The following is a 24,143-nucleotide window of genomic DNA, read 5'->3' as shown; positions in this document are numbered from 1 at the left end:
GGCATCCGGGCCGGCTCGAAGGGCCCGGATGCCGCTGTACGCGTGTGGGCCGGCTGCCGGTTCGCGGCGTCGTCGGCCGCACCGTGCCGGGCCGGTTCAGGTGGGAATGCCCTCGCGCTTGATCGTGGGGACGGCGATGCCCAGCGCACGCAGCTGCTCGAAGGGGTTCATGAACTCGCGGTTCTGCACGATCTTTCCGTCGTCGAGCTGGAAGGAGTGCAGGAAGTGGTTCTCGTAGTAGCCCTCGGGGTAGCCCGGGAAGCGGATCTTTCCGTGGCCGTCGCACTCGACCCAGAAGAAGTTCGGGTCGTGCGTCTCGAAGACCTGGATGTTGTACCACTCCCAGTCCGGGAAGCATTCCAGCGACCAGACTCCGTGCTCGGCCAGGCGGTCGCGGCCCTTGATGACGATGGGTTCCCCGGTGTCGTTGGTCCACAGGCCGCCGCTGCCGTGCTCGACGAACAGCTCGTGCCTCTTCAGACGGGCCGGCCCCTTGGTGTCCGCCAGGTACTTCTCGACGGTGGCGCGGTTCTTGCGCCGCAGTTCGGCGGCGTCGGTGAAGCCGTGCGATGCGTCGTCAGCCATGGTTTCCCCCAGCAATGTGTCAATGGGCCGAAGCAGGCATGAGTGTCATCGCCGCGACTCGGGACCGGGTCGAGAAGTGTTCGAGGACCTGCGGCGACGGTGTGGGCCCGGGGACGTGGCTCCCGTCAGTCTCGAGCGGAACACGATGGGCCGGGTGCAGGCTGGGACACGCATGCCCAGACCGCGTGCACGACCATTGCGTCCCTGGATTTCGCAGGGCACGAGAAGGGGGACCTGATCCGATGGCTGGCGCTCGCCCCGAGGCCGCAGAGGTTTCCAAGACGACACCCGCCGCGCACGGCGCGGGTGGGCGGCCGCCCGGTCCGGCCGCCACCGACCAGGCGGTGACGGGCGAGCTGCTCGAACTGGCGCTGGGATATGTGTATTCGGCGGCCCTGCACACCGCCGCACGGTTCGCCATCGCCGACCATCTGGCGGACGGCCCCCGCTCGGCCGCCGAACTCGCCGAGGCCGCGCAGGTCGACGGTCCGTATCTGTACCGGCTGTTGCGGTTCCTGGCCACCAAGGGTGTCTTCCGCGAGGACGAGGAGGGCCGCTTCCACCTCACCCCGCTCGCCGAGCCGTTGCGCACCGGCGCGGAGCGGTCGCTGCGGGACTACATCATGGTGCGCGGCGAGGCGGCCTTCTGGGAGTCCGCGGGCCACCTCCATGAGGCGGTACGCACCGGCACGACCGCCTTCGAGCACCTGTACGGGGTCCCCTTCTACGACCATGTCGCGGCGGATCCGGCGTTGGGCAAGGCCTTCAACTCCAGCATGGCGGCGTTCTCCGAGACGCTGAGCAACGACGTCGCCCAGGCCTGGGACTTCTCCGAGGCCAAGAACGTGGTCGATGTGGGCGGCGGGCGCGGCGGTCTGCTGCGCGCGGTCCTGCGGCGCAACGCGCACATGACGGGGACCCTGTTCGACCTTCCCTCCGTGGTCGCCGGGCATGTCCTGGACGTCCCGGAGCTGGCGGGACGCTGGAGCGCCGAGGGCGGGGACTTCTTCGCCTCCGTGCCGGCCGGCGCCGACGTCTACCTCCTCAAGCACGTGCTGGCCAGCTGGCCGGACGAGGAGTGCGTACGCATCCTGCGCACGTGCCGGGACGCCATGCCCGCGCACGGACGGCTGCTGGCCGTCAATGCCATGATCCCGGCGGGCAACGAGCCCCATCCGGGCAAGACCATCGACATGCTGATGATGACGGTCCTGAACGGCAAGGGCCGCACCCGCGCGGAGTACGAGGCGCTGCTCACGGCGGCCGGATTCACCGTCGTCCGCGTCACGGAGCCCTCGTCGCACGCGTCGGTGATGGAGGCGGTCGTGGCCGGCTGAGCGCACACGACCGACGGGCCACGGAGGCGGCAGCCTCCGTGGCCCGTGGTGTTGACGGCCCTTGGATCGCTGGGCGCACCGGACGAGCGGTTCTGCCGGATCAGGGCGGAGCGTGCGTACGCGGCCGCGGGCGAGCGCCGCGGCCGCGTACGACGAAGCCCCCTAGGGCTGGAGGCGGCTGATCTGCCAGCCGTCGTCGGTGCGGTCGTAGCGCAGCCGTTCGTGCAGTCGGTCGGTGCCGTTGGCCCAGAACTCCACGCTTTCGGGGACGAGGCGGTAGACCGCGTAGGTCGCGGGGCGGGGCAGCGGCCGCTGCGGATCGCCCAGTGCGCGGGCCCTGGCCCGCAGTTCCTCGAGGTGGTCGAGGTCGTCGACCGGCCGGCTCTGCCGGGAGACGGTGGTCATGGCGTGGGTGAAGACGGGCCGCGCGACCCACAGGGCCTCCGCCTCGGCGTCGGGCAGCCGCTGCACGGGGCCCGCGACGGTGATCTGCTGGCTGGTCTCCCTCCAGTACAGGACCCCGGACGCCCAGGGGTTGTCGGCCAGTTCACGGCCCTTCCGGCTGTCGGCGTGGGTGGTGAAGACCAGGCCGGCATCGGTGGCGGAGGTGAGCACCACGATCCGGGAGGAGGTGCGGCCGCGGGTGTCGGCGGTGGCCAGGGCCAGCGCGCGGGGCTCGCGCACCCCGTGGGCGGCGGCCGCCTCCAGCCAGGAGGCCAGCAGGCCCAGCGGCTCGGCAGGCGGTGCGAGGAACTCGGGAAAGTCCACCGTGATGGTGGCGGTGAGCGATTCTGAGCGGGTGGAACCGCCCTCGCGGGTGCCCGCCGCGGTGCCGGGGGCCTGGTGCGAGCGGGACAGGTCAGACATGGAGCACCCCTTCGATCGTGACGACGCCGTGGCCGAAGACCTCGACGGAGTCGACCCGGTCGCCCTCCCCGTGCACGAGCGCGCCCATGGGAGAGGGCCGGCCCATCTCGACGCCCTGGGTGATCTCGATGCGCTGCCCGTAGGCGGCGAGGCCGTGCCGGGCGAGATGGATGGCGATGGGCCCGGCCGCGGAGCCCGTGGCGGCGTCCTCCACCACCCCGTAGGCGGGCGAGAACATGCGGTTGCGCCACTCGAGGCCCGATCCCGCATAGCAGTTGGCCGCCAAGTCGGGGAAGCGGGCCAGGGCGCGGTGGTCGGGGTTCACCTTCGACAGGGCCTCGATGCTCTCGAAGCCGACCAGGACGTGCCTCGGGCCGTTGCGGTAGATCTCGACCGGCAGCGTGGAGTCGCTGACGCCGAGTGCCTCGAGGAGTTCGGCCGTGCGGTCGAAGGGCTCCCACACGGGCACCGGCTGGCGCATGCTCGCCGCGACGACCGTGCCGTCCGCGCGTTGCAGTTCGAAGGGGATCACTCCCATGGCGGTCTCGATCCGCAGCCGGTCGGCGTCCGTGCGCCTGCCCAGGGCGATGGCGGTGCCGAGCAACGGGTGCCCCGCGAAGGGGAGTTCGTTGACCGGGGTGAAGATCCGCACGTGGGCGTCGGTGCCGTCCTGCCGGGGGGTGAGCACGAACGTGGACTCCGAGAGGTTCATCTCCCTCGCGATGCGCTGCATCTGCTCGGCGGTCAGGTCGTCGCTGCCGAAGAACACCGCCACCGGGTTGCCGGTGAGGGGTGTTCGCGCGAACGCGTCGACGACGACGTAGGTGTGCATCGGTTCTCCACTCGTGGTACGGGTGCGGGCCTCGCCGGGATCGCTTGCGGCGGCGAGGCGGGGGCGGCCGCCGGGCCGGTGCGCGGGGGGACGGGCACCTGCCCGGCGGCTTGGGGGGTTGGATGGATCGGTCGGGGGCGGTCGGGGTGGTTCAGGCCGGGTCGGGGGTGCGGGCCGGGGCGAGCAGACCGGACAGGAGTGTGCCGACGATGCGCGGTCCTTCCCGGGTGAGCACGGACTCGGGGTGGAACTGCAGGGAGGCGAAGTGGGGCCCGCGCAGCGCGTGGACCTCCCCGGTGGCCGCCTCCCGGCTGACCCGGACGGGTCCCACACCGTCAGCGGTGACGGTGTCCTCCTCGCTGACCAGGGCGAAGGTGTTGTAGAAGCCGACCTGTTCCGGGGTGCCGAACAGGTCGATCTCCTTCTGCACGCCCTGGTTGGGCACCGTCCTGCGGCGCAGCGGCAGTCCGAGCCCGAGTCCGAGGATCTGGTGGCTCAGGCACACGGCGAGGAACGGCCGGCCCGTGCGCAGCAGCGTCTCGACGGCGGTGTGCAGGTGACGCATCCTGGGGTGCGCCCTCTCCTGCGGATCGCCCGGCCCCGGCCCCATCACGACCAGGTCGTGGCCCGAGAGGGTGTACTCCTCGTCGTAGCGGCGGACCGTCACGTGCAGGCCCAGGGAGCGCAGTTGCTGGTCGATCATCGAGGTGAAGGTGTCCTCGGCGTCGACGACGAGGACGCTGCGCCCGGCCAGCTCGGGCAGCGCCGAGGCGCGTTCGGCGGTGTCGGACAGCCAGAAGCCGGCGAGGGAGTCGTTGCGCAGCTCCAGTGCCCGGCGCACGCGGGGATGGTCGGCGAAGCGCTGCGCTCGGCCGCCATCGAGGGCGGCCACGAGTCCGGCCGCCTTGGCGCGGGTCTCGGCGGCCTCGGAGGCGGGGTCGGAGTGCCGCACGATGGTGGCGCCCACGGCGATGCCGATGCGTCCCTCGCGGGTGATGTCCGCGGTGCGGATCAGGATCGCGGAGTCCATGACCCGTCCACCGCCGGCATCACGTCCGATGAGTGCGGCGACGCCGCTGTAGTAGCCGCGGCCCCCCGGCTCGTACTGGTGGATGATGCGGCAGGCGCTCTCGAGCGGGCTGCCGGTGACGGTGGGCGCGAACATGGTCTCGCGCAGGATGTCGCGCACGTCGCGGCCGGTGCGCCCTTCGATGAAGTACTCGGTGTGCGCGACCCGGGCCATCTCCTTCAGGTAGGGGCCCACGACACGGCCGCCCTCCGGGCAGATCCGGGCCATCATCTTCAGTTCCTCGTCGACGACCATGTACAGCTCGTCGGTCTCCTTGCGGTCGCCGAGGAAGTCCAGCACGCCCGGCAGTGAGGGCCCGGAGGACGGATAGCGGTAGGTTCCGCTGATGGGGTTCATGACGGCTGTGCCGCCCTCGAGGCTGACGTGCCGCTCGGGCGAGGCGCCGACCAGGATCCGGGTGCCGGTGTCGATCAGGAACGTCCAGTGGGCACCGGACTCGCGTTCCAGGAGCCGGCGGAAGAGGGCGGGGGCGCTGTGCGGGCCGTAGTCGGTGATGTCGGCGACGAAGGTGCGCTTGATGACGAAGTTCGCGCCCTCCCCGGTGCCGATCATCTCCTTGACGATGCGGCGCACCGTTTCCTCGTAGGCGGCGTCGTCGACGTCGAAGTCGGCGCCCGCCAGTGTGGTCGGCACGTCCGGGATGCGGGCCAGCGCCTCGGCGAGCGGCAGCTGCTGCTGGCCGGTGACGGTCATGGCCACCAGGGGCGTGGCGTCGTCGGCGCAGGCGAAGCCGCGCTCGCTGAGCTGCCGGTAGGGGACGACGACGAGGACCTCGTGGTGCGCGCCGGTGTCCGCGGCCGGGGTGGAGGGCAGCGGGATGTCGGCGAGCGTGGCCGGCAGGGACACCGAACCGGCCAGGACCTCCATGACGCCGGGTCCCGTCGTGGCGGGCCGGTGCAGCAGGGCATAGGCCTGCCGGCGGCCGTTCAGCACCTGCTCGAGCAGGTCGCCGGCGCTGTCGTGGCCGGGTGCTCGGGGCGGTCGGTGGGTCATGTGAACAGCCCCTTGACGGTGGTGACCTTGGCGCAGCACTCGGCGGCGTAGGTGAGTGCCGAGCGGTGATGGTGGGGGGTGAAGTCGGCCGTGGCGTCCGCGACGAAGAACGGCTGGATGTCGTGGGTGAAGGCGTCGACGGCGGTGGCCAGCACACCGACGTGGGCGTAGACGCCGCACAGGATGAGCTGGTCGCGGCCCTCGGCGCGCATCCGGTCCAGCAGGTCGGTGCGGAAGAACGCGCTGTAGCGCCACTTGGTGAGCAGCCAGTCGTCCGCGGCCGGCGCGAGGGCGTCGACCACCTGGCGGTCCGCGGGTTCGGGCCGCATGCCCGGACCCCAGAAATCCTTGAGCAGGCCGCGTTGCCGGTCGTCCATACCGCCGGGCTGGGCGGTGTAGGCGACGGGGATGCCGAGGGCTGCGCAGCGGTCGCGCACCTGCGCCGCGTTGCGTACCAGTTCCCGGCGCATGCCGTCGGGGAAGGGGGCGAGGAAGTAGCGCTGCATGTCGTGGACGAGAAGGACCGACCGGTCGGGTTCGGCGTTCCAGTGCACGACGGGGGTGGGCAGGTCGCCCTCGGCGGGCAGCGGGTACGGGTCGATGGGGGGTATGCCGGTCATGGCTCCAGTTCCTGGCTTGCCGGGTCGGTGAAGGGTGCGCGGTGCGACCTCGTGCCCGCGGGCCGTCTTCAGGCGGTCCAGGACGAGACCACCGCGACGGCCTGCCACGGGTTGAGGCGGGGGTCGCAGTGCGAGGTGTAGCGCTCGCCGACGAAGTCGAGGCCGGCCTCGGTGACGGCGCATTCGGTGACGTCGTCCGGCGTGGTCTCCAGGTGCAGTCCGCCGGGGACACCGCCCGCGCCGCGTACGGCCTCGACGAAGCGGGAGACCTCGAGCGAGACGGTCGGTACGAGCCGTGTCTTGTGGCCGCCGGGAGCGGTCACGGTGTTGCCGTGCATGGGGTCGGTGAGCCAGACGACGGGGTGGCCGGCTTCGCGTACGGCTTCGACGAGGCGGGGCAGCCGGTCGCTGACGTGGTCGGCTCCCATGCGTGCGATGAGGGTGAGCCGGCCGGGGTCGCGCCAGGGGTCGAGCCGCTCGCACAGGGCGAGCAGTTCGCCCGGTTCCATGGTGGGACCGACTTTGCACGCCACCGGGTTGCTCACCTGGGCGAGCAGGGCGACGTGGGCCCCTTCGACCTGGCGGGTCCGTTCGCCGATCCACGGCCAGTGGGTCGAGCCGAGGAACAGCCGCCCGGCCTCGTCGGTGCGGAGCATGGGCATCTCGTAGTCGAGGAGCAGTGCCTCGTGGCTGGTCCACACGACCGGTTCCACGGTGTCACGTCGGGCGGCGCGTTCGCGCCAGCCCAGGTGCTCGACGATGTCGCAGGCGGCCATGTAGCTGGTGAGGATGCGCAAGGGGTCGGGGCGGCGGTTGTCGTGGTCGGGCTCCGGGCCGTTGACCATGTGGCCGCGGAACACGGGGAGTTCGACACCGTCGACGGATTCCGTGGGTTTGGAGCGGGGCTTGGCGAACTGGCCCGCGATCCGTCCTGCGCGCAGGACGGGCTTGCCGGCGATCAGGCCGAGTGTCCCGGCGAGCAGGTCGAGCAGCGCGGCCTTGCGTGCGACGTGGTCGCGGGTGCACTCCCCCGGGTCCTCGGCGCAGTCCCCGGCCTGCAGCACCATGGATTCGCCCAGCGCCACCTTGCCCAGCAGGGTGCGCAGCGTGGCCACGTCGTCGGCCCGTACGAGGGTGGGGCGTTGGGCGAGTGCCTCGGCCACCCGGCTCACCTGCCGCAGGTCGCTCCATTCGGGCTGCTGTAATGCCCCGCGAACACGAATCTCCCGTATGACGTCTTCCATGAAGATCTCCGATACCGAGCGCCCGAACCTGCTGGAAGGGGTTCATGAACTCGCGGTTCCGCTGGGTCGTCCCATTGATTTCGAGCAACTGAATGGACCGGAATAATGATTCCGGCAGGTTGCTCTCGGCACGCATGATCCCGTCAGCGATCCTGCACCAGGAGGCAAGTGTCCGCAATAAAGATCCACGAATGGTCAATTAACACTCGAGGCGCATTCGATCGGGACACCATCGGGTGGATACGAATACCGGCTGTCTGGTTCCCATGAATACAGCCGATAATCCGCCATGGAAATAGGCGCGGTCAGGTGGCGGCCGGGTCCGGTCCGCTCAGGATGCGGATGCTCCGGATCCGCCCGTCGTGGATGTCGAGTGCCATGGCCTTGAGGACCTGGCCGTCGCGGTCGCGCAGGAGCGCACCCGGCCGCCCGTCGACCGGGTGGTGTTCCAGGGTGATGCCGATCCGCACCAGTGGCGGGACGGCCGCGGCGAGCAGACGGGCCACGTTCTCGGCACCGGTGATCCGCCGGGGCCACGCGAGAGTCCCGCCCTGGTCGCCGCTGCCCACGGGGAGGGTGGCGGCGAGCTGCCGGCACGCCGTCTCCGAGCACCCCACGGCCGACGCGATCTGGGGCAGGCCGCACCCGAACACCTCCCGCAGCACGAAGACCGCGCGCTGCAGCGGGGACAGCCGGGCGAGCAGGAACAAGGCGGCCGCGGCCGCCTCGGCCGCCGCCGTCACGGGCTCGGCATGCTCCGCGAAGTCCTCGGTCCCGGTCATGGCGGCTCCGGGCTCGTCGGGTCGGTCGGCTGGGGTGCGCCGGCGAACTCGTCGACGTGCGCGCGGCGTTGAGGGGAGCCGTCGGGACGGATCCGTCCGTCGGAGGGCGGGCGTACGCAGGCGGGTGGGCGTACGCGAGTGGGCGGGCGTACGCAGGCAGGTGGGCGTACGCGGGTGGTGGGTGCAATGGCTGCGGCGCGGGTGACCCGTCGTCCGATCACCCGCGCCGCCGTTCGGTGGCCCGCCCGTGCCCTGCCGCCGGTCAGCGGGCCGGGCGGCCCGGCCCCTGTCCCTCCAGGGTGGTGTGCGGACCGGATTCCAGTTGCCCGTCGGAGGAAGCGTGCCCGTCGAGCGAGGGGTGCCCGTCGGAGGAGTGGCCGTGGTGTTCCAGGGCCCGCTGCAGCTCCTGCGGTGTCGGCGTGGCGATCTGCCCGCCGTGCATCCAGCGGCTGAGCCGGTGGCGCAGCACGTCCTTGCGGGCTCGGGGGTTGGGCACGCCGTCGTGTTCCAGGGCGGGTGCCGGAAGCGGCTGCTGGATCTCCCGCGAGAGCAGCGTGTACTCCTGCTCCCGGTCGAGGCGGGCGTGCACCTCGACGAACTCGCCGTGCGGCAGCCTGACGATCCTTCCGGTCTCCCGGCCGTGCAGGAGCTTGTCGCGGTCCCGTAGCTGCAGGCCCAGGCAGATCCTCTTGGTGACGACGTACGTCACCGCCGGGACGAGGAACACGCCGATCCGTACCGCCCAGGTGATGTGGTTGAGGGACAGGTTGAAGCGCTCGGCCAGGATGTCGTTGGCGCCGCCGAAGAAGAGCACCAGGTACAGGGCGACGAAGGCGCAGCCGAACGCGGTCCGCGTGGGCTGTTCGCGTGGCCTGTCCAGGAGGTGGTGCTCGCGTCTGTCCCCGGTGATCCAGGCCTCCAGGAAGGGCCACAGGGCGAGCACCGTCGCCATCACCGTGGGCAGGACGGCGGCCGGGATCAGGACGCCGAGGTTGACGGTGTAGCCGCCGGGGATGGTGAACTCCCAGGCGGGGAACGCTCTCAGGGCGCCTTCTAGGAAGCCCATGTACCAGTCGGGCTGGGAGCCCTGGGAGATCTGGTCGGGGCGGTAGGGCCCGAACCGCCACACGGGGTTGATCGTGGCGATGCCCGCCATCAGCGCCAGCGCGCCGAAGACCATGAAGAAGAAACCGCCGGCCTTGGCCGTGTAGTTGGGCACCAGGGGCTGTCCGACGACGTTGTTCTCGGTGCGGCCTGGACCCCGGAACTGGGTGTGCTTGTGGTAGACGACCAGGATCAGGTGCACAACGGTCAGCGCCAGCATGATGCCCGGTATGAGCAGGATGTGGAAGCTGTAGAACCGGGACACGATGTCATGGGAGGGGAACTCGCCGCCGAAGATGAACATCTGCAGATACGTGCCGACCAGCGGGACGGCGAGCGTGATGCCCTCGAAGATGCGCAGGCCGGTGCCCGAGAGCAGGTCGTCGGGGAGTGAGTACCCGAGGAAGCCCTCCACGATGGCCAGGACGAGGATCAGGAAGCCGATCACCCAGTTGAGTTCGCGGGGCTTGCGGAACGAGCCGGTGAAGAAGTGCCGCAGGGTGTGCACACAGAGCGCCGCGATCATGACCAGGGCCGACCAGTGGTGCAGCTGGCGGATGAACAGCCCGCCGCGCACCTCGAAGCTGATCTTGACGGTGGAGGCGTAGGCCTCCGACATCAGGACGCCCTGCAGCGGGGTGTGCGGGCCGTGGTAGACCGTCTCGCCCATGCTCGGTGTGAAGAACAGGGTGAGCCAGGTTCCCGTGAGGATCAGGATGATGAAGCTGTAGAGCGCGATCTCGCCGAGCATGAAGGACCAGTGCTCGGGAAAGACCTTGCGGAGCAGGCCTCCCCATTTGTAGACCCCGAGCCGTCCGTCCAGCCAGTCGGCGACACGCTCACCCTGCGGCGCCTCCCGGCGCTCGCTGCGCGGCGCTTTGTCGGTGATACTCATACCCGCGCGCCCCTCCCCTCGCCGCTCGTCCGTCACAGGCACACCCGTCCGGCCGCTGAGCGGTCAGTGGTGGGGGGTGGCCTGCGGCGGCGAAAGCGGGCCCGTGCCTGGGAGCGGAAGAACGCTATCGAGGCGCGACCCGGCCGGACAACGACGCTCGAGTCGGGTTCCGGTCGCGACTCGAGTGCTTCTCCAGCGAGTTGCGAGCCGCTCGGACGCACGTCGGCGGGGCCGGGCATCCGCTTGCCTGCGGCTCACGGAACGGGCCGGTCCTCGGCCGGTGCCGTGGTCGGCCACTGCGCCGAGGAACCCGTGGAGCGCGGCCGGGCGGCACCGGTGGAGATGCCGATGGCGGGTATGTGCGGCGTGGCGGGGCGTCCTCGTGGCGCGTTCGGACCGTGGGTGAGGCTGGGGGGTGCCGTCTGCCGCGGGCCGCGCCCGGAGGCGGACAGGGCCCGCAGCAGGCGCGGCCACGAGGGGGCGGCTGTCGGGGCGGCCGTCTGCAGCCGCCTGAGCAGGAGGGTCGCCGCGTGCCGGTCGGTGGTCGCGGCGGCCGCGATCCGGGCGGCGTAGCGCCGGTCGAGCCGGGCACGAACCCCGGTGGTCTCGTCCGGGTGCCCGCCGGCCGTGCGCAGGTTGCGGATGCTCGTCCGCCAGGCGGGGGCGAGGTGATGGGCGAGGGCCCGGCGCAGCCGGTTGCTGAGGCCGACCGCGGTGCCGTGGTCGGCCAGCATGTGGTCCAGGACGAGGGCGCCCCGTACGGCGAGGGTCAGGCCCTGACCGTGGACGGGATCCAGGGTGGCGAGCGCGTCGCCCATGACGAGGAACTGGTCGGGCCAGCGGCGCGGCTTCTCGTAGTGGCGCCAGCGGTTCTCGCCGTGGGTGCAGCCGTAGACCGGGCCGAGCGGCGTGGCGGCCTCGATGACGTCCCGCAGCAGCGGGTGACGCAGGGCCCCCGCGGCGCGCAGCAGTCCCGCGTGGTCGGTGGGCGGCGGCTCGCCGTCGGCGGCGCAGAGCGTCACCGACCAGCGGCCGCCCTCGACGGGGTTGAGCATGCCCTGACGCGGATGGCCGGGCGAGGGCATGAGCAACAGGCTCTTCCAGTCGGCGACATGACCGACGGGCGGAGCGAACACGGTGGAGGCGTAGGTGGCCGGCGTGGAGACGACCGTGTCCACGGGCGGTTCGTAGCCGAGTTCGTCCAGCCATCGGGGAGCGTGCGAGGCGCGCCCGGAGGCATCGACCACGAAGTCGGCGCGGAGCAGGTGACGGGGGCCCCAGCCGTCGGGCGCCTGCCGGTCGCGGCCGCGCACCCAGACGCCGGCGACCGTGTCGTTGCGGCCGGGCTGCAGGCTCACGACCTCGTGCCCGTACCGGAAGGCCACCTTGGGATCGGCGCGCAGCCGGTCGCGTATCACCCCGTCGATCAGGTCGCGGCCGGCACTCAGCACCGACAGGCCCGAGTCGAAGCGGGGCAGCCAGCCCTCGGGCCCGAGCAGCAGCATGTCCTCGGGCATGCGGACGCGGACCGCGCCGGCGCGGGTGAGGTCGTCGCCGATGCCGGGGAACAGCTGCTCCAGGCCCTGCCCGGCGGCGGTCGTGAGGCTGTGCGTGTGGCGTGCCTGGGGTACGCCTCGGCGTCTGCCGGGGCCGAACGGCTGCCGGTCGCGCTCGATCACGGTGACCCGGTCCATGAAGTTGGCCAGGGCCCGGGCCGCGGTGAGCCCGGCCAGGCTCGAGCCGATCACCACGGCATGACCGTGGCCGGCGTGGACAACACGTGCGTCCTGGTTCAACTCGGCCGCCCTCCCCTGTGCATAGTGGTGGCATCATGCGGCGCTCGGCCGCCGTCGGGTCAGGGGGTGCCCGGCGGGTGCCGGCGGGTGGTGGTGCTGGGACGGTGGTGTGCGGGGCCGTGCGTGCGCGGGGGTGTTCGGCGCCGACATGCCTGGTGGCGGGGCGCGCGTCGGCACGGTACGACGTTACTGTGCGCGGCTCGCGCGGGGTGCCGCGCGGCCGTGGCGGCTCGAGCGATGCTCGAGGCGGGTGCGATTTCGTCTTTGGCGGGTGTCGAGGACGCGGGGCCCGGGTGCGGCGGGAGGAACCGGCGGCGGGGGCCGTGTCCGTCTGCTGCCGGAGCACAGGGGAACCGCGCGGTGGGCGGCGGGCCGCCTCGGCGGCGTCGGTGGCGCAGCCGTCGCGGTCGACGGGGGCGGTCGGTGGCGGTGGGCCGTGCACCGGGTCGGCGGCGGATCACCGGGTTGCGGTCCGCCTCCCGACGGGCCTGCTCGAGTACGACGACACGGGCCTGCTCGAGCACGACGACCCCGGGCCTGCTCGAGCACGGCGACCCGGACGGCCGAAAGCAGTCGCGGCAGCGGGTCCACACGGACAGCACCCCTTCCCCGGGCTTGTCCGGACGCGCCCTGATGCTGGCTCAGTAACTGCTTGCGGCAGCCTCGGCGAAGGCTCACCATGACGTTTCCCACCCGCTGTTCGCCAGGGAGTGGCCCATGCGCCCGAGCGCGTCAGTGGTCATCGCGAGCCGCACAGTGCTCGCCGCGAGTCGATGCCGGTGTCCCATGTCTCCCGAAGGGGCTGGACGTGCCAGAGCCGCTTGATGCCGTGCCCCATGTCGCTGCCGGCGGGCCCGGGCTGCCACCGGAGGCGACCGCACCGCCGACGGTGGGTGTGGAGGAGGAGTTCGTCCTGGCCGACCGGAACAGCAGGTCGGCCGTGTACAGATCGCCTTCCGTGGTGTGTGCCGCCCGCGCTCGCCTCGGCGCGCCGCATTCCACACCCGAACTCTCGCGGTCCCAGGTGGAGACCGTCAGCGCGGTCTGTCGTACGGCCGTCGAGCTGCAGGCGGAGATCGTTCGGCTCCGCAGAGGCACGGCCGCCGCCGCGGCCGAGTACGACTGTCTGCTGGTGCCCAGTGGCACGGCGGTCCTCGGCCGTTGCGGGCCACCGCCCCTGCTCGACCAGGCACGTTACCGGTCCCTTGCGCGCCGCTTCGGGCCCGTGGTCGACGAGCAGGGCGTGAACTCCTGCCATGTGCACGTGGGCGTGGCCGATCGCGAGGAAGCCGTCCTGGCGCTCAACCACTTACGGGGCTGGATGCCTCTCCTGCTGGCCCTCACCGCCAACTCCCCGTACAGCGGGGGCTCGGACACCGGGTACGCCAGCTGGCGCTCGATGGTCTGGAGCCGGTGGCCGTCGGCGGGACCTCCGCCCTATCTGCGGGGCGCCGCCCACTACGCATGGGTCGTCGACCAGCTCGTGGCCAGCGGAGTGGCCATGGACCCGGCCATGATCTACTGGCACGTCCGGCCGTCGGCGCACCTGCCCACCATCGAGGTACGCGTCGCGGACGTGCTGCCCGACCCCGGTGCCACCGCGGCGTACGCGCTGCTCGTCCGCGCCCTCGTCGGCAGCGCCCTCGAGTCGGTACGCGCCGGCGACCCCGCGCCCGAGGTCCCCGACCTGCTGTTGCGGGCGGCATGCTGGCAGGCCGCCCGGCACGGGCCGATCGGCACCCTGCCCGCCACCCACACCCGCGACTGCGCCCCGACGACCGTCGGCCGGCTGATCGAGGAGCTGTGGAAGCGGGTCGAGCCGCACCTCAGCCGGTACGGCGACGACCCGTGGGTCAGCGACTGGCTGGGCGATGTCCAGCTCGAGGGGACCGGCTCCGCACGGCAGAGGCGTATCGCCGACCGGTACGAGGGTCGGCTCCAGGCCGTGGTGGACGACCTCGCCGTCGAGCCTCCGTAGCCGGTCTGTGATGCCGCGTGCGCAGCCGATCCCCGAGCGGCTTCAGGCGTCTCCCCACCGGGCCAGCGCGCGCAGCACCGCGCCGCGTCCCCGGTTCGGTACCGTCCACAGGGTCTGGCCCCGCACCCCCCAGCGCTCCAACAGGGCGTTCGCGGCGAGGAATCCGCTCGTCGCGGCCCGCTCCATCAGCGCCACCGGCAGGTCCGTGCGCACCAGGTCGCCGGCCAGGACGAGACCCGGGTCGGGTGTGCGTACGGTCGGCCGGTCGAGGTAACCGCCCACGGGGAACGACGGGCAGTCCTGACGCCATTCGTGGCGCACGTCGACGACGGCGGCCCGCCGCGTTTCCGGGTACACGCGGCGCAACTCCTCGGTCAGGCGCTTCTGTTCGACGTCGCGTGAGGCGTCCGCCGGTACCGCGTAGGCGTGCAGTTCCACGACGGACCCGCCGGTGCGCGCCGCCCATCGGGCCGCCTCGTCCTCCCAGCGCTCCAGCACGCTGATGTTGTCGAGGCCGCCGTGACCGCTCGTGCCCAGGAACCCCGGGCGGCCGGGGTGCACGGGGCGATCCAGCCACAGGCGGGTCACCAGGAAGGGCGGGGCGGGGCGCAGCCGTTGGACGCGCTCGCGCCACGGCGCGTCGCCCAGCCCGCCGGAGCGGCCGACGACGGCCCGCAGGCCCGCCGTGTCCAGCGCGAGCACGACCGTGTCGTGGCGCCGTTCGGCGCCGCCGGCGGTGAGCACGTACGCCCCGTCCCGTGTCCGCGCGATGTGCTCGACGGCCGTGGCGGTCCGTACGTCGGCACCGTGCCGCCGTAGATACCCGGCCAGCGGATTCCACAGAGCCACCGGAAAGGGGGCGCGGGGCACATCGAAGAGCAGGCCCTCGGAGGAGCCGAGGAAGTAGATGTGGAACATCAGCACCATCTCCGCCGCCGACAGCTTTCGCGGGTCGGTGAAGAAGCTTCGGGAGAAGACCTCGAACGCCAGGTGGCGGGCCTTTCCCGGGAAGCGCACGGCGTCGAGGAAGTCGTGGGCGCTGATGCCGTCGAGGCGCTCGTACACGTCGGGCACGCGTACGTCGAGCAGGGGTCGGGCGGCGAGGGGGTTCATCGCGCTCAGGTCCCGCAGGCCGAAGGAGGGGCTGAGCGCGACGAATCCGAGCGCGCTCCACGGCGGGGTGCGCGGGACGTGGCGGAAGCTGTCCCGCAGGCCGCTGCTGTGCTGCAAGGGGTAGTCCGGCAGTGCGGTCAGGCGTTGCAGCCGGTGATCGGTGCGGCGCAGCAGGCCCCGGAGGTTGTAGTACTGGCGGAAGAAGGCGTGGAAGCCGCGGCTCATGGTCACGGTGGAGCCGTCCGCCAGGTCGACCGGCCATCCGCCGGCGCGGCCGCCCAGGTATGCCTCGCGCTCGTACAGCGTCACGTGTACTCCGCGTTCGGCCAGTGCCGTGGCGGCTGCCAGTCCGGCGATCCCGCCGCCGACGACTGCGGTCGTGGGGCGGGGGCCGTCGATCCGCGGGCTTCCCGGGCGCGGGGGCAGGAGGCCGGCCCGGCGGTCCCGGCCGCGACGGGCGCCGTCGGGGCGGTGGGCACCGGTCATCGGCCGGTCTCCGTCGCGGCATCGGTGCGGCGGGCGACGAAGGTGTGCGCGATGCCCGTCTGCCAGCCCGGCAGCGGAACGACCCTGACCTGGTGGAATCCCGCGGCGCCGATCCGTTCGGCGAAGCGTTCGGCGGTGTCGAACTCGACGACACTGCGCCACAGGTGACGGTAGAGCCCGCTGTCGCCGAGCACGGCGGCGACGGGCTGGACGATGCCGCGGCACACCAGCGTCCACATCGCGCGATCGGCACGGCGGCCGCTGAGGGTGTACTCGTGCGCTCCGAGTCGTCCTCCCGGCGTCAGCAGCGTGCGCACCGCGCCGAGGACGGCGTCGGGATCGGACAGGTTGCGGAAGAGGTAGGCGGCGAACACCGCGTCGAAGGGGCCCTTCACCCCGGCCTCGGGCAGGCGTTCCGCCGGGGCGTGCACGAAGGTCACACCGGCCGGCCACGGCTTGGCCGCGGCTCGCTCCAGCATGCCGGCGGAGGCGTCCACCGCCGTGATGTCCGCGCCCGGCAGCGCCGAACGCAGCGCGGCGGTCGAGGCGCCGGTGCCGCAGCCCAGGTCCAGGACGCGCAGCCCTTCTCCGTGGCCGGGCAGCCCGAGGCGGCGTACCGAGCGGCGCAGGTGCGCGTGGTAGCCGGGGTTGGCGGCCACCAGCGTGTCGTAAGTGCGGGCGGCGTGATCGAACGCGGCGGCGAGGTCCTCGTCGCGCAACAGGCTCATGCGGTCTCCAGGAGCGGCGGTGGTGGTCGTCAGGGGTGGCGGGGTGCGGAGCGGGGGTGATCGAAGGGGCGGCGGGGCAGGCCGGGCAGTTCCAGCGCCGAGCGGAGCATGGGTCCGAGCGGTGTGCGACAGCCGATGGAGAGGTCTTCCAGCAGGTGGGTGTGCCCGTCGAGGAAGCGCAGGACCCGGTTCGGGGGCAGGCGCTGGAACATCCGTGAGAAGAGTTCCGGGCCGTCGACCCGGCCGCTGGCCAGGGCGCGCAGCAGTACGGCGTCCATGGCACGGGAGCGGGCGGAGTGGGCCGGCGGCGGGACGGGGCGGCGGCCTCGGCGCAGGGCGGCCGCCACGGCCCGCGTCTGGCGCTGAAGCCCGGCGAAGGTGTACCCGGTCGACGGGCGGGTGGCACCGCCTGCGGCTCCGATACGGAAGACGGACTGCCCGACCTGTCTCGCCATGGGGCCGTCCGTCATCGGGATGACGCCGGTCTCGGTCGCGAGCACCTCGCTGTCGCCGAGCCGCAGGACGTCCTCGGCGTAGTGCCGTACGGCCGTTTCGTAGCCGTTCGCCGTCAGGACGCGAGGGGAGAACTCCGTGTACTCGACCAGGGCCTCGTGGCGGCCGGTGGGCAGCACGTAGCCGAACGACAGGCCGTTGTGGGGCTGCGGGGTGCGGAAGTCCATCAGCTCGGCGGTCGCGGGGTCGAACACGGGCCGGGCGGTGTGCACGAACCAGCCGTGGAAGTGCTGCAGCAGGGTCGTACGGGCCGCCGGGAGACTGCCCAGCGGGCGGGAGTCGAACACCCAGCGGGCCTGCAGGAGATCCGACCGGCCGTCGGCCGTCCGGAGGACGATCCGGGCTCCTTCGGCGATGTCCTCGACCGTCTCGACGGTCGCGTCCAGGCGCCGCACGTTCGGGCTGCGCGCCAGATCCCGCGCGACGAGGTCCTCGAAGTCGTCGGACCGGATCATCTTGTAGCGCAGGGGCGAGATGTCCCCCGTGACCGGGTCACCGGTCGGCGGGCGCACCCGCAGGACCCGCCAGCTCGCGCCGACGGCGGCTTCGAAACGGCTGCGACCGCTCTCCCAGAAGCACCACGTCCGGCTCGGCGGCCGCAGCGGTCCGGGCGGGGCGTCCACGAGGACCACCGAAGGCGTGCGTCTTCCGGGCAGGTGCCCCGACAGCCGGTGGGCCAGGGACAGCCCCGCCGCTCCCGCGCCGACGACCGCCACGTCCGTCTCCCGCACGACGGCTGCCTCCTTCCCGCGCCCGCCGGCGCGCACTTGGCCGGTGTTCCCGCTCGTCTGCCCGATCGGATGCAGGTCACCCGAAAGCGACAGGCGGCTCTCGCGGGCGGGGCCGGGCGTGGAAGGCATGTCCCGCACCGTCCGTACGCCGGGCTTCGGGTCCGTCGCCGCATCCGCGCGCGGCTTTCGGAGCGAAGGTCCTGTCAACGGAGCGACATGCGATCACGAGGAGAGGAACCGCGATGCGCCCCACCCAGGCGACGGATGATCACGCGGCCGGGCCGCCGCCCGCCTCCGGGCCGGCCGGCCTGCCACGGTCACCCGTCCGGGTGCGTCCGTCCGGCCCTCGCACCGGGCCGCCCGCCGGCCGGGCGGCGGCGGGCCACGACAGGGAGCCGGCCGGGGTCGGTGCGGCGCGCGCCGTCGACCGGGACGTGTACGCGGCTGTGGACCGTGTGCTGGAGGAGGTGCTGGCCGACCGGGTCGACCGGGCCCGCGGCGTGGACCCGGTCTTCGCCGACGACCTCGCCCTGCGCGTCGCGCACTTCACCCGGCGGGGCGGCAAGCGCGTCCGCTCGCGACTGCTCTGGTGGGCACTGCGCGCCTGCGGCGGCGCCGACGGCGCGTCCGCCACGGCGGCCCTGCGGCTGGGAGCCGCGCTGGAACTCCTGCAGACCTGCGCGCTCGTCCAGGACGACGTGATGGACGGTTCGCCGCGGCGCCGGGGCGGGCCCGCCCTGCACGCGGACGTCCGTTCCCAGTACGCCCGCGCCGCCCGGCCCGACCGTCTCGCGCGGTTCGGGGAAGCGGCGGCCGTCCTCGCCGGGGATCTCGCCCTCGCGTGGGCGGACGACCTGGTGGCCGAGACGGCTCTGCCGACGGGCACCGGGCCCGTGGTGCGCCGGCTGTGGAGCGACCTGCGCACGGAAATGGTGGCGGGCCAGTACCTCGATGCCCACGGGCAGACCACGGCGTACCACTCGCCGGCGCGGGCGTTGCGCTCCGCCTGTCTCAAGAGCGCCCTGTACTCCGTCGAGCGGCCCCTGGCGCTGGGCGCGGCACTGGCGGGGGCGGGCACCGCCACGACGGGCGCGCTGTGCTCGGCGGGCCGCCGCATCGGCGTGGCCTTCCAGCTGCGTGACGACCTGGACGACGTCTTCGCCGACGCCGGGGCGACCGGCAGGCCCGCGGGCGGAGACATCCGCGAGGGCAAGCCGACCTACCTGATCGCGCTGGCCCTGGCCAGGGCCCGTACGGCCGGGGACCGCGCGGCCCTCGCCGTGCTCGACCGGTCGCTCGGCAAGGCCGACCTGACCCGGGAAGGTCTCGAGGAGGTGCGCAGGGTCCTGGAACGCACCGGCGCCCGGGCCACGGTCGAGGCGCGGATCGGGCGGCTGGTGACCCAGGGGCTCCGCCATTTCGACGGTGCCCCGCTGGAGCCGGAGGGCGGGAGCCGCCTGCGCGAGCTGCTCGTGGTCGCGGCGGGTGGCACGCCGACCGGCCGGGACGCCCGCTCGGAGGGACGTGCGCCGGACGGCGCGCCGGACGACCACGGCGCGGCCATGCCCTGCATCGCCGGCGCCGGTGAGGAGATCCGCGTATGAGCCGCGTCCTGCCAGGTCCCAGTGATCACGTCGTCGTCGTGGGTGCGGGGCTGTCCGGGCTGTCGGCCGCCCTGCACCTGCTGGGCGCGGGCCGCCGGGTCACCGTCGTGGAGCGCGACCCGCTGCCCGGTGGCCGTGCCGGGCGTCTGGATCTCGCGGGCTACCGCGTGGACACCGGTCCCACCGTGCTGACCATGCCGGACCTCGCCGACGAGGCGTTCGCCGCGGTCGGCGAGAGTCTGTCCGAGCGCGTCGAGCTGATCCCGCTGCACCCCGCCTATCACGCCCGTTTCGCCGACGGGAGTTCGCTCGACGTGCACACGGAGGCCGAGGCCATGGCCGCGGAGGTGGAGCGGTTCGCCGGTGCCGCCGAGGCGGCGGGCTACCGGCGGCTGCGGGCGTGGCTGGAGCGGCTCTACCGGGTACAGATGCGCCGGTTCATCGACGCCAACTTCGATTCCCCGCTGGGCCTGCTCCATGGCGACCTGGCGCGCCTGGCAGCCCTCGGCGGCTTCGGCGCTCTGGACTCCCGGATCGGCAGCTTCCTGCGGGACGAGCGGCTGCGTCGCGTGTTCTCCTTCCAGGCCCTGTACGCGGGGGTGCCTCCCGCCCGGGCACTGGCGGCGTACGCCGTGATCGCCTACATGGACACCGTCGCCGGCGTCTATTTCCCCCGGGGCGGTATGCACGCGCTGCCGCAGGCCATGGCGGACGCCGCCGCCGACGCGGGTGCCGTACTGCGGTTCGGGCAGCGGGTGACCCGTCTGGAACGTTCCGGTGAGCGGATCACGGCGGTCGTCACCGACCGGATGCGGATCCCGTGTGACGCCGTCGTCCTGACCCCCGACCTGCCCGTCGCCTACGGCCTGCTCGGCCGCCGGCCACGGCGCCCGCTGCGGCTGCGCCACTCCCCCTCCGCGGTGGTCCTGCACGCGGGCACCGACCGTACCTGGCCCCAACTGGCCCATCACACCATCCTCTTCGGTGCCGCGTGGCGCCGCACTTTCGATGAACTGACCCGCACCGGCCGTCTGATGAGCGATCCCTCGCTGCTCGTCACGCGCCCCACGGCCACCGATCCCGCGCTCGCGCCCCCGGACCGGCATCTGCACTACATCCTCGCGCCCTGCCCCAACACCGAGGTGGGCCCCGGGGTCCGGGCCTGGACCGATCTCGCGCCGCGCTACCGCAGCGAGCTGCTGCGGGAACTGGAGCGGCGCGGCCTCGACGGCATCGAGGCCGCCATCGAGAGGGAATGCCTCGTCACCCCGGCCACCTGGCAGTCCCAGGGGCACGCGGCCGGCACCCCGTTCTCGGCCGCGCACACCTTCGCCCAGACCGGCCCGTTCCGTCCGCGCAACCTGGTCCGCGGCACCGAGAACGCCGTCCTCGCCGGCTGCGGCACCACACCTGGCGTCGGCGTGCCGACCGTACTGCTGTCGGGAAAGCTGGCCGCGGCACGGATCACCGGCGTTCCCCGGTCCTCTTCCGCACGCGCGCGCAGGGCGCAGTCCCCCACGAAGGAGAACGCCGTATGACCGACCGTGAACTGGACGCGGCGGGGATCACCGACGCGGCGCTGCGCGAGGCCTATCGCCACTGCCGCGCCCTCAACGCCCGCCACGGCAGGACGTACTTCCTCGCCACCCGGCTCCTGCCCGTCGAACGCAGGTCCGCCGTGCACGCCCTGTACGGCTTCGCGCGCTGGGCGGACGACATCGTCGACTCGCTCGATCCGCGGATCCGAGCCGACCAGCGGGGTGCGGCGCTGGCCGGGCTCCAGGAGAGCCTGGACGAGGGGCTGCGCGGCGGGCGGAGCCGCGAACCGGTGGTGCTCGCGCTCGCCGACACCGCTCACCGCTACGGCATCTCCCCCGAGCACTTCCGGGACTTCATGACCGCCATGCGTGCCGACCTGGTGGCCACGGAGTACCCGACCTACGCCGACCTGCGGGGCTACATGCACGGCTCCGCGGCCGTCATCGGGCTGCAGATGCTGCCGGTCCTGGGCACCGTGGTACCCCGCGCCGAGGCGGCGCCGCACGCGGCCGCGCTCGGCGTGGCCTTCCAGATGAGCAACTTCCTGCGGGACGTGGGTGAGGACCTCGACCGCGGCCGGGTGTACCTGCCGGCCGATCTGCTCGACGCGCACGGCGTCGACCGCGCCCTGCTGCGCTGGAGCCGGGACACGGGCCGGACCGACGCCCGCGTCGTCGCCGCGCTGCGGGAGTTCGAAGCTCTGACCCGGGGCGTCTACCGAGAGGCGGCGCCGGGTCTCGGCATGCTGGATCCGGTGTCCCGGCCCTGTATCCGTACCGCGTTCGTCCTGTACGGCGGCATCCTGGACGCCGTCGCCCGCGACGGCTACGCGGTGCTGCACCGCCGGGCCGTGGTTCCCCGTCGCCGGCGCGCCGCGGTCGCCGCCGACGGGCTGGCCCGGGTGGTCGCGGCGCGGCTGCGCGCCCGTGACGATCCGCGCCGCGGGGAGGCCGCGCGAACGGGCCCGCCGTCCGCCGGCCCGGCGTCACCGCGCCCCGGCGTCCACCGGGAGGCCGCGTGAACCCCGCCCGGCCGGGCAGGCGGAAACGTCTGCCGCTCTCCCTGCGCCGGCATCCTGTGCCCTGGGACAGGCAGCCGCCCACGTGGCGCGAGGCCGGGCCGGCGCTGATCGCCGCGGCGCTGAAACGGGCGCAGGCCCGTCCGTCGGGCAACTGGTACGTCGTGGGCGCCACGCGCGGTCTGCGCGAGGACCGTCCGCTGGCGCGGACCGTGGCGGGGCGGGAGCTGGTCGTCTGGCGGGCCGCCGACGGCCGCCCGGTGGCCGGGCCGGGGATCTGTCCGCATCTGGGCGCTCCGTTGCGGGACGGCCCCGTCCGCTGCGGCACCCTCGTCTGCCCGTGGCACGGGCTGGCTCTGAACGGCGCCTCGTTCGCCGGCTGGCATCCGCTGCCGGTGCACGACGACGGGGTGCTGCTGTGGGTGCGGCTCGACGAGGCCGGCGGCGAGTCCCCGTCGGACGAGCCTGTGGTGCCCCGCCGTCCCGACCTCGGCCGGGCCCTGTCGGCGGTCTACGTCACGAGGGGCGTGTGTGAGCCCGAGGATGTCGTGGCCAATCGGCTGGACCCCTGGCACGGGGCGTGGTTCCACCCGTACTCGTTCGTCGACCTGACGGTGGTCGACGCACCGCGGGCCTCCGGTGAGGGGCAGGACGACGGCTTCGTCGTGGACGTCTCCTTCAAGGTGGCGGGGCGGCTCGTGGTCCCGGTGCGGGCCGTCTTCACCGCGCCCGGACCGCGCACCGTCGTCATGCGCATCACCGAGGGCGAGGGCCGGGGTTCCGTCGTCGAGACGCACGCGACCCCGCTGGGCCCGGACGAGCGGGGCCGGCCGCGCACGGCGGTCGTCGAGGCCGTCGTCGCGGCCTCCGACCGCCCCGGCTTCGCCGTCGCGCGCGGGGCGGCCCCGGTCCTGCGCCCGCTGGTCCGGGCCGCCGCCGGACGCCTGTGGCGCGACGACCTGGCCTATGCCGAACGACGCTGGCGACTGCGCTCCACGGGCCGCTTCCCCGGCTGATCACCGGCCGTGCGCGGCTGCGGCCTCCTCGTGTCGGCCGGTGATCAGCCCTGTTCGCGCAGGCCCCAGGGAGAGCCGTACTCGGTGAGCAGGTCGAGGAACGGGCGGGGCGGAAGGGCCTCGGGGCCGAGGACGCCCTGGCCCGACCAGACGCCCGTGGCGAGGAGTTCGAGCGCGACGACCGGGTTGACCGCGGTCTGCCAGACCACGGCCTGGGAGCCGTACTCGCGCATCGACCACTGGTTGTCGACCACGTGGTAGAGGTACACCTCACGCGGTGCGCCGTTCTTCGTGCCCTTGACCCAGGTGCCCGCACACGTCTTGCCGGTCATGCGATCGCCCAGCGTGGCCGGGTCGGGCAGGCAGGCGGCGACCACATCATGCGGGGACACCCGCACGGGCCCGTCCTCACCCGGGACGGTGACCTTCGCCGTGGCGTCCAGGCCCAGCTCGTGCAGGGTCTTCAGCCTCGCGATGAAGTCGTCGCCCAAGCCGTACTTGAACGTCACCCGGCGCGCGTCCACCCAGCGGGGGATCAGCAGCACCTCCTCGTGCTCCACGTTCACGCACTCGACGGGGCCGATGCCCTCGGGGAAGTCGAAGACCTCCGGTTCGCTGAACGGGGCGGTGGTGAACCAGCCACGGTCCTTCTCGTAGACCACGGGAGGGTTCAGGCACTCCTCGATGGTGGTCCAGATACTGAAGGACGGGGCGAAGCCGTGGCCCTCCACGGTCAGGTTCGCTCCGTCGCGGACGCCGATCTCCTCGATCTCGTCGAAGAGTTCGTCGGCGGCGTACCGGGCGAAGACGTCGGACAGGCCGGGTTCCACTCCCATGCCGACCAGGGCCAGGCGGCCCGAGTCCGCCCAGCGGCCGGCCAGGTCGAACTGGCCGTCGCCGAGCTTCACGCCGCACTCCGTGTAGGGGCGCTCGGCGTGCGGGACGGACAGGGACATCGCCATGTCCAGGTAGTGCGCGCCCGCCGCCAGTGCCGCGCGGAACAGGGGCATCACGAACCGCGGGTCGGTCGCGTTGAGCAGGACGTCGCAGCGCTCCTCGGTGAGCAGCCGGCGCACGCCGTCCTCGTCGGACGCGTCCAGGCGCCGTGCGCTGAACCGGTCCCCGTCCGTTCGCAACGCGGCGACGGCCGCCTCGGCCCGGGCCAGGTCGTAGTCGGCCACGACCATGTGGGTCAGGAAGCCGCGACGAGCCGCGATCCGTGTGACGGCGGTTCCGACGCCGCCCGCGCCCACCAGGAGTACTCGCATGTCA

19 protein-coding genes are annotated in these 24,143 nt (G+C 73.0%); 6 read left to right on the top strand and 13 right to left on the bottom strand.

Going from position 1 to position 24,143, the window contains the following annotated elements:
* Window positions 1-96: 96 nt before the first annotated feature.
* Complete coding sequence (locus tag ACZ5CW_RS26060) at window positions 97-585, bottom strand: PhzA/PhzB family protein (RefSeq protein WP_468605345.1); 489 nt, start codon at window positions 583-585, stop codon at window positions 97-99.
* 242 nt (window positions 586-827) lie between these two features.
* Between ACZ5CW_RS26060 and ACZ5CW_RS26055 the strand changes: the two genes are divergently transcribed.
* The gene (locus tag ACZ5CW_RS26055) at window positions 828-1,922 is read left to right on the top strand and encodes a methyltransferase (RefSeq protein WP_468605343.1); all 1,095 of its coding nucleotides are present in this window, start codon (window positions 828-830) and stop codon (window positions 1,920-1,922) included.
* 162 nt (window positions 1,923-2,084) lie between these two features.
* Here the strand turns inward: ACZ5CW_RS26055 and phzG are convergent, their stop codons facing one another.
* The 8 genes from phzG to ACZ5CW_RS26015 all read right to left on the bottom strand — a co-directional run bounded on the left by phzG (window position 2,085) and on the right by ACZ5CW_RS26015 (window position 12,100).
* Entirely contained in the window at window positions 2,085-2,789 is a 705-nt protein-coding gene (gene phzG / locus ACZ5CW_RS26050; RefSeq protein ID WP_468605341.1) for a phenazine biosynthesis FMN-dependent oxidase PhzG, read from the bottom strand.
* Window positions 2,782-3,621: a PhzF family phenazine biosynthesis isomerase gene (locus tag ACZ5CW_RS26045; RefSeq protein ID WP_468605339.1), complete on the bottom strand. Its 840-nt coding sequence runs from the start codon at window positions 3,619-3,621 to the stop codon at window positions 2,782-2,784. The genes phzG and ACZ5CW_RS26045 overlap by 8 nt, the downstream gene beginning before the upstream one ends.
* A 151-nt stretch (window positions 3,622-3,772) precedes the next feature.
* Window positions 3,773-5,704 carry an anthranilate synthase family protein gene (locus ACZ5CW_RS26040; protein ID WP_468605337.1) on the bottom strand — a complete coding sequence of 644 codons (1,932 nt, stop codon included), beginning with the start codon at window positions 5,702-5,704 and terminating at the stop codon, window positions 3,773-3,775.
* A complete protein-coding gene (locus tag ACZ5CW_RS26035; RefSeq protein ID WP_468605335.1) occupies window positions 5,701-6,324 on the bottom strand; it encodes an isochorismatase family protein in 624 nt (207 codons plus the stop codon). Before ACZ5CW_RS26035 ends, ACZ5CW_RS26040 begins: the two co-directional genes overlap by 4 nt.
* A 68-nt stretch (window positions 6,325-6,392) precedes the next feature.
* Window positions 6,393-7,568: a 3-deoxy-7-phosphoheptulonate synthase gene (locus ACZ5CW_RS26030; protein ID WP_468605333.1), complete on the bottom strand. Its 1,176-nt coding sequence runs from the start codon at window positions 7,566-7,568 to the stop codon at window positions 6,393-6,395.
* Window positions 7,569-7,873: 305 nt separating this feature from the next.
* Window positions 7,874-8,350: a sigma factor-like helix-turn-helix DNA-binding protein gene (locus tag ACZ5CW_RS26025; protein WP_468605331.1), complete on the bottom strand. Its 477-nt coding sequence runs from the start codon at window positions 8,348-8,350 to the stop codon at window positions 7,874-7,876.
* A 262-nt stretch (window positions 8,351-8,612) separates the two neighbouring features.
* Complete coding sequence (qcrB, locus tag ACZ5CW_RS26020) at window positions 8,613-10,349, bottom strand: cytochrome bc1 complex cytochrome b subunit (RefSeq protein ID WP_468605329.1); 1,737 nt, start codon at window positions 10,347-10,349, stop codon at window positions 8,613-8,615.
* A gap of 254 nt (window positions 10,350-10,603) precedes the next feature.
* The gene (locus ACZ5CW_RS26015) at window positions 10,604-12,100 is read right to left on the bottom strand and encodes an FAD-dependent oxidoreductase (protein WP_468605327.1); all 1,497 of its coding nucleotides are present in this window, start codon (window positions 12,098-12,100) and stop codon (window positions 10,604-10,606) included.
* Between the two features lie 853 nt (window positions 12,101-12,953).
* On the opposite strand from ACZ5CW_RS26015, the gene ACZ5CW_RS26010 reads away from it, so the two are divergent.
* Window positions 12,954-14,123 (top strand): carboxylate-amine ligase, encoded by a 1,170-nt coding sequence (locus tag ACZ5CW_RS26010; RefSeq protein ID WP_468605325.1) that lies wholly within the window; start codon window positions 12,954-12,956, stop codon window positions 14,121-14,123.
* A gap of 42 nt (window positions 14,124-14,165) precedes the next feature.
* Here ACZ5CW_RS26010 and ACZ5CW_RS26005 read toward each other — a convergent pair whose 3' ends face one another.
* Genes ACZ5CW_RS26005 through ACZ5CW_RS25995 form a run of 3 tightly spaced genes read right to left on the bottom strand, consistent with a single transcriptional unit; the run spans window position 14,166 to window position 17,694 of the window.
* Window positions 14,166-15,722 (bottom strand): FAD-dependent oxidoreductase, encoded by a 1,557-nt coding sequence (locus tag ACZ5CW_RS26005; protein ID WP_468605323.1) that lies wholly within the window; start codon window positions 15,720-15,722, stop codon window positions 14,166-14,168.
* Entirely contained in the window at window positions 15,719-16,450 is a 732-nt protein-coding gene (locus ACZ5CW_RS26000; RefSeq protein WP_468605321.1) for a methyltransferase domain-containing protein, read from the bottom strand. The genes ACZ5CW_RS26005 and ACZ5CW_RS26000 overlap by 4 nt, the downstream gene beginning before the upstream one ends.
* A gap of 29 nt (window positions 16,451-16,479) precedes the next feature.
* On the bottom strand, window positions 16,480-17,694 hold the full coding sequence (locus tag ACZ5CW_RS25995) for a lycopene cyclase family protein (protein ID WP_468605587.1): 1,215 nt from the start codon (window positions 17,692-17,694) through the stop codon (window positions 16,480-16,482).
* Between the two features lie 242 nt (window positions 17,695-17,936).
* Here ACZ5CW_RS25995 and ACZ5CW_RS25990 point away from each other — a divergent pair, with 242 nt between their 5' ends.
* The 4 genes from ACZ5CW_RS25990 to ACZ5CW_RS25975 are packed head-to-tail and all read left to right on the top strand — an operon-like array spanning window position 17,937 to window position 22,871.
* The gene (locus ACZ5CW_RS25990; RefSeq protein WP_468605319.1) at window positions 17,937-19,298 is read left to right on the top strand and encodes a polyprenyl synthetase family protein; all 1,362 of its coding nucleotides are present in this window, start codon (window positions 17,937-17,939) and stop codon (window positions 19,296-19,298) included.
* The gene (gene crtI, locus ACZ5CW_RS25985; RefSeq protein WP_468605317.1) at window positions 19,295-20,836 is read left to right on the top strand and encodes a phytoene desaturase family protein; all 1,542 of its coding nucleotides are present in this window, start codon (window positions 19,295-19,297) and stop codon (window positions 20,834-20,836) included. Before ACZ5CW_RS25990 ends, crtI begins: the two co-directional genes overlap by 4 nt.
* Window positions 20,833-21,858, top strand: a complete 1,026-nt coding sequence (locus tag ACZ5CW_RS25980; protein ID WP_468605315.1) for a phytoene/squalene synthase family protein — start codon at window positions 20,833-20,835, stop codon at window positions 21,856-21,858. Before crtI ends, ACZ5CW_RS25980 begins: the two co-directional genes overlap by 4 nt.
* Window positions 21,855-22,871, top strand: coding sequence for a DUF5914 domain-containing protein (locus ACZ5CW_RS25975; RefSeq protein ID WP_468605313.1), 1,017 nt, complete (start codon window positions 21,855-21,857; stop codon window positions 22,869-22,871). Before ACZ5CW_RS25980 ends, ACZ5CW_RS25975 begins: the two co-directional genes overlap by 4 nt.
* Window positions 22,872-22,915: 44 nt before the next feature.
* Here ACZ5CW_RS25975 and ACZ5CW_RS25970 read toward each other — a convergent pair whose 3' ends face one another.
* Window positions 22,916-24,139 carry a saccharopine dehydrogenase family protein gene (locus ACZ5CW_RS25970; RefSeq protein ID WP_468605311.1) on the bottom strand — a complete coding sequence of 408 codons (1,224 nt, stop codon included), beginning with the start codon at window positions 24,137-24,139 and terminating at the stop codon, window positions 22,916-22,918.
* Window positions 24,140-24,143 lie beyond the last annotated feature (4 nt).

Source organism: Streptomyces sp. NPDC031379 (genome assembly GCF_055569615.1).
This window is presented reverse-complemented; position numbering and strand designations above follow the sequence as displayed.

Coding starts and splice junctions, on each gene's coding strand:
- ACZ5CW_RS26060 (WP_468605345.1), bottom strand. CDS start 585: ATGGCTGACGACGCATCGCACGGCTTCACCGACGCCGCCGAACTGCGG.
- ACZ5CW_RS26055 (WP_468605343.1), top strand. CDS start 828: ATGGCTGGCGCTCGCCCCGAGGCCGCAGAGGTTTCCAAGACGACACCC.
- phzG (WP_468605341.1), bottom strand. CDS start 2,789: ATGTCTGACCTGTCCCGCTCGCACCAGGCCCCCGGCACCGCGGCGGGC.
- ACZ5CW_RS26045 (WP_468605339.1), bottom strand. CDS start 3,621: ATGCACACCTACGTCGTCGTCGACGCGTTCGCGCGAACACCCCTCACC.
- ACZ5CW_RS26040 (WP_468605337.1), bottom strand. CDS start 5,704: ATGACCCACCGACCGCCCCGAGCACCCGGCCACGACAGCGCCGGCGAC.
- ACZ5CW_RS26035 (WP_468605335.1), bottom strand. CDS start 6,324: ATGACCGGCATACCCCCCATCGACCCGTACCCGCTGCCCGCCGAGGGC.
- ACZ5CW_RS26030 (WP_468605333.1), bottom strand. CDS start 7,568: ATGGAAGACGTCATACGGGAGATTCGTGTTCGCGGGGCATTACAGCAG.
- ACZ5CW_RS26025 (WP_468605331.1), bottom strand. CDS start 8,350: ATGACCGGGACCGAGGACTTCGCGGAGCATGCCGAGCCCGTGACGGCG.
- qcrB (WP_468605329.1), bottom strand. CDS start 10,349: ATGAGTATCACCGACAAAGCGCCGCGCAGCGAGCGCCGGGAGGCGCCG.
- ACZ5CW_RS26005 (WP_468605323.1), bottom strand. CDS start 15,722: ATGACCGGTGCCCACCGCCCCGACGGCGCCCGTCGCGGCCGGGACCGC.
- ACZ5CW_RS26000 (WP_468605321.1), bottom strand. CDS start 16,450: ATGAGCCTGTTGCGCGACGAGGACCTCGCCGCCGCGTTCGATCACGCC.
- ACZ5CW_RS25990 (WP_468605319.1), top strand. CDS start 17,937: ATGCGCCCCACCCAGGCGACGGATGATCACGCGGCCGGGCCGCCGCCC.
- crtI (WP_468605317.1), top strand. CDS start 19,295: ATGAGCCGCGTCCTGCCAGGTCCCAGTGATCACGTCGTCGTCGTGGGT.
- ACZ5CW_RS25980 (WP_468605315.1), top strand. CDS start 20,833: ATGACCGACCGTGAACTGGACGCGGCGGGGATCACCGACGCGGCGCTG.
- ACZ5CW_RS25970 (WP_468605311.1), bottom strand. CDS start 24,139: ATGCGAGTACTCCTGGTGGGCGCGGGCGGCGTCGGAACCGCCGTCACA.